This is a genomic window from Kribbella lupini, assembly GCF_039529595.1.
GTDB classification, from domain to species: domain Bacteria; phylum Actinomycetota; class Actinomycetes; order Propionibacteriales; family Kribbellaceae; genus Kribbella; species Kribbella lupini.
The window spans coordinates 2,339,645-2,352,278 of record NZ_BAAANC010000002.1; the positions used below are offsets into that span (position 1 = coordinate 2,339,645).

The 12,634-nt window shown below is 70.3% G+C and carries 16 protein-coding genes; 7 read left to right on the plus strand and 9 right to left on the minus strand.

The genetic code is table 11. The features are described 5' to 3' along the window. Nucleotides 1-8 precede the first annotated feature (8 nt). On the minus strand, nt 9-749 hold the full coding sequence (locus ABD235_RS24470; protein ID WP_344177934.1) for an SDR family oxidoreductase: 741 nt from the start codon (nt 747-749) through the stop codon (nt 9-11). A 91-nt stretch (nt 750-840) separates the two neighbouring features. Here ABD235_RS24470 and ABD235_RS24475 point away from each other — a divergent pair, with 91 nt between their 5' ends. Further along, nucleotides 841-1,377, plus strand: coding sequence for a TetR/AcrR family transcriptional regulator (locus tag ABD235_RS24475; RefSeq protein ID WP_344177936.1), 537 nt, complete (start codon nt 841-843; stop codon nt 1,375-1,377). Here the strand turns inward: ABD235_RS24475 and ABD235_RS24480 are convergent. After that, nucleotides 1,374-2,003, minus strand: a complete 630-nt coding sequence (locus ABD235_RS24480) for a MerR family transcriptional regulator (protein ID WP_344177938.1) — start codon at nt 2,001-2,003, stop codon at nt 1,374-1,376. The two genes, ABD235_RS24475 and ABD235_RS24480, sit on opposite strands and share 4 nt — an antisense overlap. Nucleotides 2,004-2,091: 88 nt before the next feature. Between ABD235_RS24480 and ABD235_RS24485 the strand changes: the two genes are divergently transcribed. Continuing rightward, the gene (locus ABD235_RS24485; RefSeq protein ID WP_344177940.1) at nt 2,092-2,604 is read left to right on the plus strand and encodes a DoxX family protein; all 513 of its coding nucleotides are present in this window, start codon (nt 2,092-2,094) and stop codon (nt 2,602-2,604) included. Between the two features lie 13 nt (nt 2,605-2,617). Next, nucleotides 2,618-3,019 carry a hypothetical protein gene (locus tag ABD235_RS24490; RefSeq protein WP_344177942.1) on the plus strand — a complete coding sequence of 134 codons (402 nt, stop codon included), beginning with the start codon at nt 2,618-2,620 and terminating at the stop codon, nt 3,017-3,019. Here ABD235_RS24490 and ABD235_RS24495 read toward each other — a convergent pair. Next, nucleotides 3,016-3,987: a helix-turn-helix transcriptional regulator gene (locus ABD235_RS24495; protein ID WP_344177944.1), complete on the minus strand. Its 972-nt coding sequence runs from the start codon at nt 3,985-3,987 to the stop codon at nt 3,016-3,018. The two genes, ABD235_RS24490 and ABD235_RS24495, sit on opposite strands and share 4 nt — an antisense overlap. A gap of 64 nt (nt 3,988-4,051) precedes the next feature. Between ABD235_RS24495 and ABD235_RS24500 the strand changes: the two genes are divergently transcribed. Further along, nucleotides 4,052-5,335: an FAD-binding oxidoreductase gene (locus ABD235_RS24500; RefSeq protein ID WP_344177946.1), complete on the plus strand. Its 1,284-nt coding sequence runs from the start codon at nt 4,052-4,054 to the stop codon at nt 5,333-5,335. A gap of 17 nt (nt 5,336-5,352) precedes the next feature. On the opposite strand, the gene ABD235_RS24505 is transcribed toward ABD235_RS24500, so the two are convergent. The 5 genes from ABD235_RS24505 to ABD235_RS24525 form a co-directional block, all read right to left on the minus strand. After that, nucleotides 5,353-5,862, minus strand: coding sequence for a GrpB family protein (locus ABD235_RS24505; RefSeq protein WP_344177948.1), 510 nt, complete (start codon nt 5,860-5,862; stop codon nt 5,353-5,355). After that, nucleotides 5,859-6,254 (minus strand): RidA family protein, encoded by a 396-nt coding sequence (locus tag ABD235_RS24510; protein WP_344177950.1) that lies wholly within the window; start codon nt 6,252-6,254, stop codon nt 5,859-5,861. Before ABD235_RS24510 ends, ABD235_RS24505 begins: the two co-directional genes overlap by 4 nt. A 40-nt stretch (nt 6,255-6,294) precedes the next feature. Further along, nucleotides 6,295-6,723: a protein-tyrosine phosphatase family protein gene (locus ABD235_RS24515; RefSeq protein WP_344177953.1), complete on the minus strand. Its 429-nt coding sequence runs from the start codon at nt 6,721-6,723 to the stop codon at nt 6,295-6,297. Nucleotides 6,724-6,833: 110 nt separating this feature from the next. After that, a complete protein-coding gene (locus ABD235_RS24520) occupies nt 6,834-7,913 on the minus strand; it encodes an ABC transporter ATP-binding protein (protein ID WP_344177955.1) in 1,080 nt (359 codons plus the stop codon). 117 nt (nt 7,914-8,030) lie between these two features. Next, on the minus strand, nt 8,031-8,930 hold the full coding sequence (locus ABD235_RS24525; RefSeq protein WP_344177957.1) for a LysR family transcriptional regulator: 900 nt from the start codon (nt 8,928-8,930) through the stop codon (nt 8,031-8,033). Between the two features lie 82 nt (nt 8,931-9,012). Between ABD235_RS24525 and ABD235_RS24530 the strand changes: the two genes are divergently transcribed. The 3 genes from ABD235_RS24530 to ABD235_RS24540 are packed head-to-tail and all read left to right on the plus strand — an operon-like array spanning nt 9,013 to nt 11,596. Continuing rightward, complete coding sequence (locus ABD235_RS24530) at nt 9,013-10,248, plus strand: MFS transporter (RefSeq protein ID WP_344177959.1); 1,236 nt, start codon at nt 9,013-9,015, stop codon at nt 10,246-10,248. A gap of 13 nt (nt 10,249-10,261) precedes the next feature. Continuing rightward, a complete protein-coding gene (locus tag ABD235_RS24535) occupies nt 10,262-10,957 on the plus strand; it encodes a dienelactone hydrolase family protein (protein ID WP_344177961.1) in 696 nt (231 codons plus the stop codon). Between the two features lie 42 nt (nt 10,958-10,999). Beyond that, nucleotides 11,000-11,596 (plus strand): class I SAM-dependent methyltransferase, encoded by a 597-nt coding sequence (locus ABD235_RS24540; protein WP_344177963.1) that lies wholly within the window; start codon nt 11,000-11,002, stop codon nt 11,594-11,596. Between the two features lie 21 nt (nt 11,597-11,617). Here ABD235_RS24540 and ABD235_RS24545 read toward each other — a convergent pair whose 3' ends face one another. Further along, nucleotides 11,618-12,559, minus strand: a complete 942-nt coding sequence (locus tag ABD235_RS24545) for an AraC family transcriptional regulator (protein WP_344177965.1) — start codon at nt 12,557-12,559, stop codon at nt 11,618-11,620. Nucleotides 12,560-12,634 lie beyond the last annotated feature (75 nt).

The following is a 12,634-nucleotide window of genomic DNA, read 5'->3' on the forward strand; positions in this document are numbered from 1 at the left end:
CGCGGTGGTCAGCCCTGGACGGTCGGACGGATGGTGAGTTCGCCGATCTCGACGTCCCAGGGCTGGTCGATCACGTACTCCACGGCGCGGGCGACGCTGTCGGGGTCGAGGGCGAAGTCGGCCATGCCCTGGCTGACCTGGGCACGGATGGTGGGGTCGGTGACCGAGTTGCCGAACTCCGTGCGGACGTAGCCGGGTGAGATCGCCGTGGTCTTGATCGTCCCGTCGGTGGACTCCTGCCGCAGGCCTTCCAAGATCGTGCGGACGGCGTTCTTCGTGCCGCCGTACACGGCCATGGTCGGAGTGATCTTGAGGCCGGCGGTCGACACGATCGTGACGAAGTGGCCTCGGCCCTGGTGCTCGAAGACCGGAAGCGCCGCGTCGATGCCGTGCAGTACGCCGCGCAGGTTCACGTCGATCATCGCGTCCCAGTCGGCGGCGCGGCGCGCGGCCATCGGAGAGATCGGGCCGATGCCGGCGCTGTTCACCAGGACGTCGAGCCGGCCGAACTCCGCGACGGTGGTCTGCACGGACCGGCGGACGGCGTCAGGGTCGGTGACGTCGACCGCCACCGTCGCGGCCCGGCCGCCGGCGGCGCGGATCTCCTCGGCCAGCGCGACGAGCCGGTCGGTCCGCCGGGCGCCGAGCACGATCGCGGCACCGGCTCGCCCCAGCCGCCGCGCCGTCGCGGCGCCGATCCCGCTGCTGGCGCCGAGGATCGCCACTACCTTGTCGTCGAGCACTGCCATGACTAGTCTCCGTAACCACTGAATCGGACAAAGTGTCCACTTCATTGAAGCGGACACTTTGTCCGTTTGCAACCCAGGAGGTGTCCGCACCGTGCGAAGCGACGCGTCCCGCAACCGGGCCGCCATTCTCGAGGCGGCCCGCGTGCTGATCGCCGGACCCGGCGAACTCAAGCTCAGCGCGGTCGCGAAGCAGGCCGGCGTCGGGCAGGGCACGCTGTACCGCCACTTCACCACCCGCGACGAACTGGTCGCCGCCCTGTACGCCGAGGAGATCGACGAACTCGTCGCGGAAGCCCGCCGGCTGCTCGAGCAGCACGAGCCCTTGGCGGCCCTCGAACGCTGGCTCGCCCGGCTCGCGGCGTACGCGCAGGTCAAGCGGGGGGTGATCGACGCGGTCGACGCGTCGGCCTGGGCCGAGATCTCCGCGGAGACGCACACCAAGCTCGGCCAAGCGTTGGGTGCGCTCCTGACGGCCGGCGCCGCGGCCGGCGTACTGCGCGAGGATGTCGACCCGCGCGACGTGATCCTGCTGTCGTGGTTCCTCGCGCACGTGAAGCCCGAGGAGTGGGACGACCGGGTCCCGCGGCTGCTCGAGGTCTTGCTCGCCGGGCTGCGGTCGGCCCGCTAGTCCTTCCAGCGGTCGGCGGAGATGGATTCTTGGGCGAGCAGGCGCAGCGACGCGATCAGGGTCTCGCCGAGGATGGTGCCGATGACCACGCTTTCGGCGATCTGGTCGGGGTTGGTGCGGGCGGTGACCGCGGCGACCTCGAGGGCGGTGAACTTCTCGACCGCGTCGGCGTAGGAGTCGAGGAAGTCGGCCAGGTGGTTCTGGTCGAGGGTGCGGAGGGCGGCGATCGTCTCGATCAGCGTGGTGAGCGCGGGGGCGTCCGGCTCGACCTTCCAGCCGCGGCGGGCGATCAGGTCGCGGACCTGGTCGGCTGCTGCCGTGCGTTCTTCGGTGCCGGCGGTGGGGGTGCGGGCCGGGGTGATCGCGCGGTGGGCGCGGCCGATCTGGTCGTGCAGCGGCAGCTCGTCGGAGTCCAGGCCCTCGAGGATCTCCTTCACGCGGGCGACCGGCACCTGGCCGAGGTCGATCAGCGCGCGGATCAGCCGCAGCCGGCGGAGGTGGGCTTCGCCGTACGACGCCTGGTTCGGGCTGGTCAGCTCGCCCGGCGGTAGCAATCCCTCGCGCAGGTAGTACTTGATCGTCGGCACCGGGACGCCCGACTGCCGGCTCAACTCCGCGATCCGCATAACTGCCTTGCCTTCCCTCGACCTGTGATGGATAGTAGCAGTATCCATTAACGGATAGTCCGACTATCCATTCGAAGGGAAGCCCCAGATGCTCCTCGATCTCGTGCTCGTCCTCGCGACGCTGGTCTTCCGCGGGCTCGGAGCGCTCGGCGTCCGCCGGTTCGCCCGCTGGCCGGTGGCCGCCGCGCACGGGCTGGCCGTGATGCTCGTGCTGACCGCGAGCGCCCACTTCGTCCCGGCCGGTGTGACCGTCATGCCCAACCACGCGGACATGGTTCGCATCGTCCCGCCGTTCGTCCCGTACGCCGACGCGATGGTCTACCTGACCGGCGTACTGGAACTGCTCGGCGCGCTCGGCCTGGTCCTGACCGCCACCCGCTGGGCGGCCGGCTGGTCGCTCGCCGCGCTGTTCGTCGCACTGCTCCCGGCCAACATCTACGAGGCCGTCGAGCAGATCTCGTTCGCCAACGGGGAGACCGCGACGCCGCTGTGGCAGCGCATCCCCGAGCAGGTCCTCTACATCGCGGTCGCCGTCTGGGCGGCCCGATCAACCCGTATGCCGTCCGCCGAGCCGCACCGCGAGCTCGTCGAGACCCACTGAAGGAGCACCCCCAATGACCGACCCGACCCGCACGCTGGCCGGCGTCATCCTGCTGACGATCGTCACGATCGAGTTCGGCGGCTGGTTCCTGACCAAGATCGCCCGCGGCCAAGTGCCGATGACCGACTTTCAGAAGGCGTTCGCCCGCGCCGGTCACGCTCACGCCGGCGTCCTGGTGATCCTCAGCCTGGTCGGTCTCCTGTACGTCGACCAGACCGGCCTCAGCGGTTTCTGGCTGTGGATCGGCCGGCTCGCGCTGCCGGTCGCGGCGATCCTGATGTCCGGCGGCTTCTTCGCCTCGTCCGCCGGCAAGAACGTCACCCAGCCGAACAAGTTCCTCGCGATCCTCTGGGTCGGCGCGGCCAGCCTCGCCGTCGGCGCCCTGACGCTGGGGATCGGGCTGATCACCGCCTAAGCAGACGACGAAGCGACGAGCCGCGCGCCGACCGACCGGATGATCGCCGCCGTCTCCGGCGGCGCCTCCAGCGTGAAGTCGGCGCCCAGGGCAACCACTCCGGCGACGTACTGGATCAGCAGCTGGGCCGAGTCGGCGCTCAGCGTCAGCACGCACGACTCCGGCCCGGTCGGTACGACGGTGCCCGGCAGCCACCACCCGTAGAAGCTCTCCCGAACCGCCTCCTCCGACAGCGCGACGCGCAGCACCGCCGAGTGCTTGTACGTCGCCGCCGCGAACGACTCGGCCAGGTACGTCGCGGCGTCGGCGGCCGGGATCTCCCGCCGGGCGAACTTGTGCCGGCTCGGCCGGACGTCGCTGATCCGGTCGACCCGGAAACTGCGCCAGTCGTCGCGGTCCGGGTCGAAAGCGAGCAGGTACCAGGTCCCCACCAGCGCGACCAGGTGATGCGGCTCGACCCGCCGGCTGGTCGTCTCACCGTGCCGTGATTCGTAGCTGAAGGCAACGATCTCCAGATCGCGGCAGCACGCGGCGAGCACCGCCAGTCGCCCGGGATCGACCTGCGGCAGATCCGCCCGGGCCACCACCGAAGACGCCCCGACCGCCGCGACCTGTGGACGAAGCCGCGGCGGCAGCACCTGCGACAGCTTCGCCAGCGCGCTCATCGAGCTGTCGTACATCCCCGTCATCCCGCCGCTGCCCGCGCCGGCCAGGCCGACCGCGACCGCCACCGCCTCCTCGTCCGAGAGCACCAGCGGCGGCATCGCGCGCCCCGACACCAGGCGGTATCCACCGGCCGTCCCCGTCGTCCCGACGACCGGGTAGTCGAGCGACCGCAGCCGGTCGACGTCCCGGCGGATGGTCCGGTCGGTCACGCCCAGCCGCTCGGCGAGCTCGGCGCCCGACCATTCCCGGCGCGACTGCAGCAGCGACAGCAGCCGCAGCAGTCGTCCCGGCAGGTCGTTCATATCCACAAAGATATCCACAGCTTGAGGACAACCTCTGTCCGGAACGCCGTCTACGGTCGGCGGCATGAGGACTTGGACCCCTGAAACCGACGGCTACGACGACCAGCGCACCGGCTTCCAGCGCCGCGATCCGCACCGGCCGGCGCGCATCTTCGGCGCGACCAGCGCGGCCGACATCCAGGAGGCGGTGCGCTACGCCCGCGACCACGAGCTGCGGCTCGCCGTCCAGGCGAGCGGGCACGGCCACACCACCCCGACCGACGGCGTGCTCGTCACAACCAGGGGGTACGCCGGTGTGACCGTCGACGCCGCGCGGAAGACCGCGACGATCCAGGCGGGCGCGACCTGGCAGCAGGTGACCGCCGCGACCAGGCCGTACGGGCTGGCTCCGCTGTCCGGCAGTTTCCCCGGCGTCGGCGCGATCCCGTACACGCTCGGCGGCGGGCTCGGGCTGATGGCGCGCAAGTACGGCTTCGCCGCCGACCACGTCCGCCGGATCGACCTCGTCACGCCCGACAGCGAGCTGCGCTCGGTCACGCCGGACGACAGCGAGCTGTTCTGGGCGCTGCGTGGTGGCGGCGGCAACTTCGGTGTCGTCACCGAGCTGGAGATCGGTCTGTTCGACGTCGCAACGGTTGCGGGAGGCAGCCTGTACTACGACCTGGCGACGACGCCCGACGTGCTCCAGACCTGGCGAGAGTGGACGGCGACCGTGCCCGAGGAGGTCACGTCAGCGGTCGGCGTACTGGTGCTGCCGGACATCCCGATGGTCCCGGCGCCGCTGCGCGGCAAGCACATCGCGCAGCTCCAGCTCTGCATCCTCGGCGACCTCACGCAGGCCGAGCAGCTGATCGCGCCGCTGCGCGCGCTGGGGGAGCCGGTGCTGGACACCTTCGGCGAGATCCCGTACGCCGAGTCCGGCCGTATCTTCGCCGAGCCCGAGCAGCCGCACGGCTACCGCGCCCAGAACATCCTGCTCGCCGACCTCGACCCGGTCGCACTCTCGACCATCCCCAAGCTGGCCGGCCCGGAGGCCCGCGCGATGTGCGTCGTCGGCATCCGTCACCTCGGCGGCGCGCTGTCCCGTCCGCCCGCGATCCCGAACGCGGTCGGCCACCGCGAGGCGCAGTACGCGCTGACCGTGCTCTCGCCCGGCGAGCAGGACTTCACCAAGCTGCACCGCCACATCCTGGAGCCGTGGACGTCGATCGGCCGCCAGCTCAACTTCAGCTTCGGCCCACTCACCCCCGGGCAGGTCGCCGAGGCCTACGACGACATCGACCGCCTCAAGCGGCTCCGCCAACAGCTCGACCCGACCGGCCTGCTGCAGCCTAACCATGCGATCTGAACGGTCGCCCGCTGGTCTCAGCGCCCGAGCGCCTGGCCGACCAGCTCCCCGATCAGCGCCGCCTTGCCCTCGCCGTACGCCGCCCGATCACTCGTCAGCAACGGCGCCAGCTCGCGCTTCCGCGCCGCGTACCGCTCCCGCGCGCCGGCGTCCGCTCGCAACAGATCCCGCAGGACGACGTGATCCCGGTGCGCTTCGTTGCCCTCGACGACGACGTACAGGTGGTGGTAGTGCGTCACCCCGGCAGGCAGCTCGAACGCCTCGCGGCCGGTGATCCCGAGATCGCCTTGATGCCGGTAACCGCCCGCGGCCAGCGCGGCGACGGCCGGCTTCACCTGGTCGACCGATGGCACCACGACGTCCAGGTCGATGATCGGCTTGGCCGCCAGGCCCGGCACCGCGGTGCTGCCGACATGCTCGATCACGTGCGGTACGTCGGTGAGCAACCCGTCGAGCCCGGCCCGGAGCTCGTCGAACCACTGCGGCCAGCGTTCGTCGTACTCGACGACCTCGGCGGGTGGGATCACAGCGCCGCGGTGACGTCGATCTCGACGAACTGGCCGGGGAAGCCGAGCTGCGCGACGCCGAGAAGGGTGCTGGCGGTCGTGAAGGCGGGGGCCAACGGCGAGGCGTTGAGCTGGGTCCACACCGCGGCCAGCTCTTCGCGGTTCTGGCTGACGACGTAGATGACCGTGCGGACGACGTCCTCGGGAGTCGCGCCCGCGGACTCGAGGGCGGTGAGGATGTTGCTGATCACCTGGGCGGTCTGGCCTTCCAGGTCCTCGGCGGCCAGATCGCCGGCGGGGTCCAACGGGCACTGTCCGGCCAGGAAGACCAGGCGGGACGCCTCGACGGTCGTCACGTGGTGGTAGCCGGGGGTCGGGTGCAGGGCCGCGGGATTGCTGCGCTCGATCGTCACGGGCCCAGCCAAGGCCACCACTCAGGAAGGGTCAACAGAATTAGCGAGTGAAGCGCCGGACGTAGCGCTTTTGCCAGGGCGTCTCCACGGCGTGCGAGCTGTAGTTCGCCCGCACGTAGGCAACGGCCTCGTCCGCCGGCACCCCGTCAAGAATCGCGAGACAAGCGAGCGCCGTACCGGTTCGTCCGCGCCCACCCCCGCAAGCGAACTCGACCCGCTCACCCCGTTGCACCCGGGCCAGCGCATCCACGAAGACCTCACGCGCTTCCACGGCGTCGGCCGGCAGCCGGAAGTCCGGCCAGCGCAACCACCGGCTCTCCCACTCGACGGCCGGCGGCTCCTTGCCCAGCAGGTACACGGCGTACGACGGCAGCGGCCCCGCCGGCATTGGATCCCGCAACCCGCGTCCACGCACCAACTGCCCGGACGGCAGCCGCAGCACACCCGGGTCCTCAGCCCTCCACGTCATCCACAAACCCTAGCCAGAACCACCGCGGCCCCGGGCGGGTGAACCGCTCCGGGGCCGAGTGGCGTAGTACGTGTCGAGCCGCTAGGCCGTACTACGGGCTGGTGGAGGAATCAGGCGTTGAGCCGTTCCTCGGTGGTGGTGGAGAACAGGTGCAGCTTGCCGGGCTCCGGCGCGAGGTGCACCAGCGACCCGGTCTCGGCCCGCGTCCGCGTGCCGACCCGCGCGATGACGTGCTGCTGGGTCGTGGTGTGCTCGGCGTTGCCGTACATGTACGCGTCCGAGCCGAGCTCCTCGATCACCGAGACGCGGACCGGCAGGCCCTCGTCGGCGATGTGGAACGACTCCGGGCGGATGCCCAGCGTCACGGTCTTGTCGTCACCGGCCTTGGCCAGCAGCGCGCGCTCGACCGGTACGACGAAGTCGCCGATCTTCGCGCCGCCGTCGACGATCTGGGCCTCGATCAGGTTCATCGCCGGCGAGCCCATGAAGCCCGCGACGAAGAGGTTCTTCGGGGCGTCGTACAGGTTCAGCGGGGTGTCGACCTGCTGCAGGAGACCGTCCTTGAGGACGGCGACCCGGTCGCCCATCGTCATGGCCTCGATCTGGTCGTGGGTGACGTAGACGGTGGTGACGCCGAGGCGGTGCTGGAGCTCGGCGATCTGCGTACGGGTCTGGACCCGCAGCTTGGCGTCGAGGTTCGACAGCGGCTCGTCCATCAGGAAGACCTGCGGGTTGCGCACGATGGCGCGGCCCATCGCGACGCGCTGACGCTGACCGCCCGAGAGCGCCTTCGGCTTGCGGTCGAGGTACTCCTCGAGGCCGAGCAGCTTGGCGGCCTCCTGGACGCGCTTGATCCGGTCGTCCTTGTGGATGCCCTGCATCTTCAGCGCGAAGCCCATGTTGTCGGCGACCGACATGTGCGGGTAGAGCGCGTAGTTCTGGAACACCATCGCGATGTCACGGTCCTTCGGCGGGCTGTTCGTGACGTCGCGGTCGCCGATGAAGATCGCGCCCTCGTTCACCTCTTCCAGGCCGGCCAGCATCCGCAGCGCGGTCGACTTGCCGGAGCCGGACGGGCCGACCAGAACCATGAACTCGCCGTCCTCGATGTCGAGGTCGAGCTGGTTCACCGAGGGGGTGTCGTTCCCGGGGTAGACCCGGGTCGCGCCCTTGAACGAGACGGTTGCCATCAAGCACTTCCTTCCTCCGCCGGCAGGAACGTGCCGGACGATCCGTGGCAAAGGCTTGTCGGTGATACATCACCAAAAGCTGTAGACCACAACATCCACAGGTCTGTCCGCATTCCGCTAGTAGTGCCCCTCGCCAGGCCGGACACCGTCCGCCATCAGATCGAGCAGCGCCGCCACCGCACGGCTGGGCGGGCGACCACTCAACGTGATCGCCGACAGGGTCCAGGTCAGTTCGATCCCGGTCAGTCGCAGCCGGGCGATGCCCGGGTGCTCCGGCCCCAGATCCGGTACGACGGCCACCCCGAGTCCCGCCCGCACGTACTCCGGCACCGTGGTCAGATCGGGTACCTCGACCTGCACCCGCCGCGGCATCCCGGCCGCGTCGAAGGCCCGGTCGACGTTGGTCCGGTTCCCGAACCCGGGCAGCAGGTCGACGAACCGCTCACCGCGCAGATCCTCCAGTCGTACGTCGGTCCGCGCCGCCAGCCGATGCGTCGTCGGCACCATCACGACGAACCCGACGGTCGCGAGCTCACGCGGCTCCAGTCCGACCAGGTCGGACCGGTTCGCGCCGACCAGCGCGACGTCGAGCCGCCCGTGCCGTACGTCGTCCGCCAACCCCGTCGAACCAGTCGGCGACGTCGTCACCTGGACGTCGACCAGGGGATAGCGCTGGTAGAACGCGCCGAGCAGGCCGGCCAGGTCGACCAGTCCGAGGCGGGTCATCGTGCCGATCCGTACGCTGCCGCGCAGTCCCGTCGACGCCTCCTCCACGACGGCCCGCGCCCGGTCGAGAGCCTCCAGCGCGGCCTTCGCCTCCGGCAGCAACGCCTGCCCGGCCGGCGACAGGCTCACCCGCCGGGTCGACCGGTCGAACAGCGTCGTTTTCAGATCGCTCTCCAGGCCGCGGATCGCCGCCGACACCGTGGACTGGACGGTGAACAGCCGCTGGGCCGCGCGGGTGAAGCTCAGTTCCTCGGCGACCGCGACGAAGTACTCCAGCTGCTTCGAGTCCACAGCAGCAATTATCGTCGGAGGCGATAAGAGAGTGCAAGAATCTTCGTTTGATTCGATAGATCATCGGGGTCACCCTGAAGACATGACAACAATCACCGGACCGCGGGCGGTCGACGCCGTCGGCACGAAGGTCCGTTTCTCGCACGGTCCGGGGTTCTGGACGATCGCCGCCGCCTTCCTCGTCACGATGGCGTTCTCCACCGTGCCGACGCCGCTGTACGCGATCTACCAGCAGCGTGACGGCTTCCCGACCTTCCTGATCACGGTGATCTTCGCCGCGTACGCCGTCGGCGTGATGGCGAGCCTGTACCTGGCCGGCCACGTCAGCGACTGGCTCGGCCGGCGCCGGATCGCGCTGCTCGCCGTGCTGGCTGAGGTGGTCGCCGCGCTGATCTTCCTGTTCTGGCCGGAGGTCCCCGGCCTGCTGATCGCGCGATTCGTGTCCGGCGTCGGCGTCGGCATCCTGACCGCGACCGCGACGGCGCACCTGTCCGAGCTGCGCAAGATCGCCCGGCCGGACGAGGACCCGAGCCGGTCCGCGCTGATCTCCAGCATGGTGAACCTGGGCGGTCTCGCCTTCGGTCCGCTGATCGGCGGGCTGCTGGCCGAGTACGTCGGCCGCCCGATCGAGCGGCCGTACGAGGTGTTCCTGGTGCTGCTCGTGATCAGCGCCGTCGGCATCGCGCTGGTGCCCGAGACGGTCGAGCGGCGCGAGACGCGTCCGGCGTACCGGCCGCAGCGGGTCGCGCTGCCGGCGGCCGCGAAGCCGCTGTTCTTCGCGTCGGCGGCGGGTGCCTTCGCGGCGTTCGCGATCTTCGGGTTGTTCACGTCGCTCGCCCCGACCTTCCTCGCAGGCACGCTGCACCACACGTCCCGGTTGCTCGCCGGGGTGGTGACCTTCGCGGTCTTCATCGCCGGCGCCGCCAGCCAGGTCGTCTTCGTCCAGCTCACCCGCACGCGTCAGTTGCAGCTCGGCCTGGCGTTCATGTCCGCCGGCCTGGTCGGAATCGCGGCCGGCGGTCTGATCCCGAGCCTCGCGCTGTTCGTGATCGGCGGCGTCGTCGCCGGCGCCGGGGTCGGCCTGGTCTTCCGCGCCGCCGTCGCCACCGCCGCAGGCCTCGCCGACGCCGGCTCCCGGGGTGAGGTCCTCGCGGCTCTCTTCCTGATCGCGTACGCCGGCCTCGCACTGCCCGTACTGGCCATCGGCCTCGGCATCGCCTTGCTCCCGGCCGAAGTAGCGCTGGTCGTCTTCGCCGCGATCATCCTGGTCATGGTCAATGCGGCCGGACTCCGCATGCTGGCCGCCCACCGCGGCTAGTACCGTGCGGCGCATGGGTGACTACGTTTCCGTCGGAAGTCTGACCGCCTACCTCGCCACCGGCCGCGCCAACGGTCCGGGGATGCTGCTGCTCCCGATGATCACCGGGATCGGCGAGCAGATCCGCGACTGGGCCGACGAGCTCGCCGCCCGCGGGATCACCGCGCTGACCTGGGATCCCTTCCACCGCCGCAGTACCGACAACTCCACCGTCGACGAGCTCCACGAGCTGCTCCTGCAGATGGACGACGACGCCGCGCTCGCCGAGCAGACCCAGCTCCTGGACCACCTGCTCGGCGACCTCGGCGCGGCAAAGGCCGGCGTCGCCGGCTGGTGCCTCGGCGGCCGCTTCGCGATCCTGCTCGGCGCCCGCGACCATCGCCTGGCCAACGTCACCGCGTTCCACCCGACCGTCCCTGCCGAGCTCCGACCCAACCAGACGCACGACGCGATCGCCGACGCCGCCGCGATCACCGCGCCCGTCCTGGTCAGCTACCCCGGCGCCGACGCCGCCGTACCGGTCGCGGACTTCGAGGCCCTGCAGACCTCGCTCCAGTCCCGCCCGACCGGCGCCACCGTCGCACTGTTCCACCCCGGCGCCGACCACGGCTTCACGAACCGCGACCGCCACGACAAACCCGTCAACGCCGACGCCTACCAGCTCGCCTGGCCGCAGGCCCTGGCCTTCATCGACACCACCACCGCTTGACGCAAGCCCGAACTGTCCCCGGCCGGCGCTAGCCTCGCCCGCGTGACTGACTACCTCGCCGACATCGCCTGGTCCTACGACAACGTGGCCGTCTCGTACGCCGAACGCGTGGTGGACGGCGCCGACCTGGAGGTTGAGTCCTTCGATCTCGTCGCGTCGCTGGCCGGAGACCGCCTGGTTCTCGACGTCGGCTGCGGTCCGGGACGCACCACTGCCTTGCTGGCGTCGCGAGAGTTGGACGTCGTCGGCATCGACCTGTCGCCCGGGATGATCGAGGTCGCTCGGCGCGATCATCCCGGCCTGGACTTCCGCGTCGGCTCGATGACGGCGCTCGACCTGCCCGACGGTTCGGTCGGCGGGATCGTGTCCTGGTGGTCGATCATCCACCTGCCGCGGGACGTCGTCCCGACGGCGTTCGCCGAGTTCCACCGGGTGCTCGCTCCGGGTGGAGTGCTCCTGGTCGGCTTCCACGTCGGCGACGAGTCCACGCACAAGACCTCCGGGTACGGCGGCCACCCGATGAACATCCACGTCCATCGCTGGACGGCCGACGCCTTGACCGCGGTCGCCGAGGACGCCGGGTTCACCCCGTCGCCCCTCACCTTCACCGCCGACGACCGCCTCCTGTTCCGGAAGTAGCCTCCGCGGGTCCCGCTGTCATCAGGCAGCAGTCGAGGCCCGTCGGTGGGCTGTCGGGTTCGTGCCGCGCAGCCGCTTGAACGCCACCGACAACGCGAACGCGTTCGCATAGCCCACCCGGCGGGCGATCGACTCGACGGTCTGGTTCGTCTCTCGCAGCAGATCGGCGGCGAGCGTGATCCGCCAGCCCGTCAGATAGGCCATCGGCGCTTCGCCCACGAGCGCGGTGAAGCGCCGAGCCAGGCTCGCCCGCGAAACTCCCGTCCGATCGGCCAGCTCGACGACCGACCACGGATGCGCCGGATCCTCGTGCAGCAACCGCAACGCCAACCCCACCACGGGATCGGCCTGCGCCTGGTACCAGCCCGGCGCGTGCGACTCCGGCCGCGCGAACCACGCCCGCAACGTCGTGATCAACGCCAGATCGAGCCAGCGATCCAGCACACTCTGCTGCCCAGGCTCGTCGCGCTGGATCTCGCCGAGCACCATCTCCATCACCGGCCCGGTGACCTCCGCCGCCGGTACGACGAGCACCGGCGGCAACGCGGTCAGCAGCCGGCGGCTGACATCTCCCTCGAGCTGATAGGTGCCGCTGACAACCATCGCCTCGCCCTCGGGCCGGCCGCCGTACGTGCGCACCCCGAGCCGCGCACTGTAGTCAACAGGTGCCCCAGGCAACGGTTCGCAGATGCCGCCCGGGTGGATCCGCAACTGCGGCTCGGTCTCCGGAGTGTCCGCCACGACGTACGGCTCGGGTCCGCACAGCACCGCGACGTCCCGCTCGTTCATCCGGACGGGGTCCATGCTGTCGCGCATGATCCAGGCCGACCCGCGGACCAGCGTGGCCAGTGCGAGCGGCGCCTCGTCGACGATGTGCAGACCCCACGGTGGGTCGAGCACGGTCAGGTTGAAGACCCCGCCACGCGCCCGGGTGCCGGCCAGCAGATCGTCGAGAACATCCATGCCGACCACCATAGCTGAGACTCTCAGACATCGAAATGCGCCGGACAACCATGGTTACTCTCACGCAAACACGAT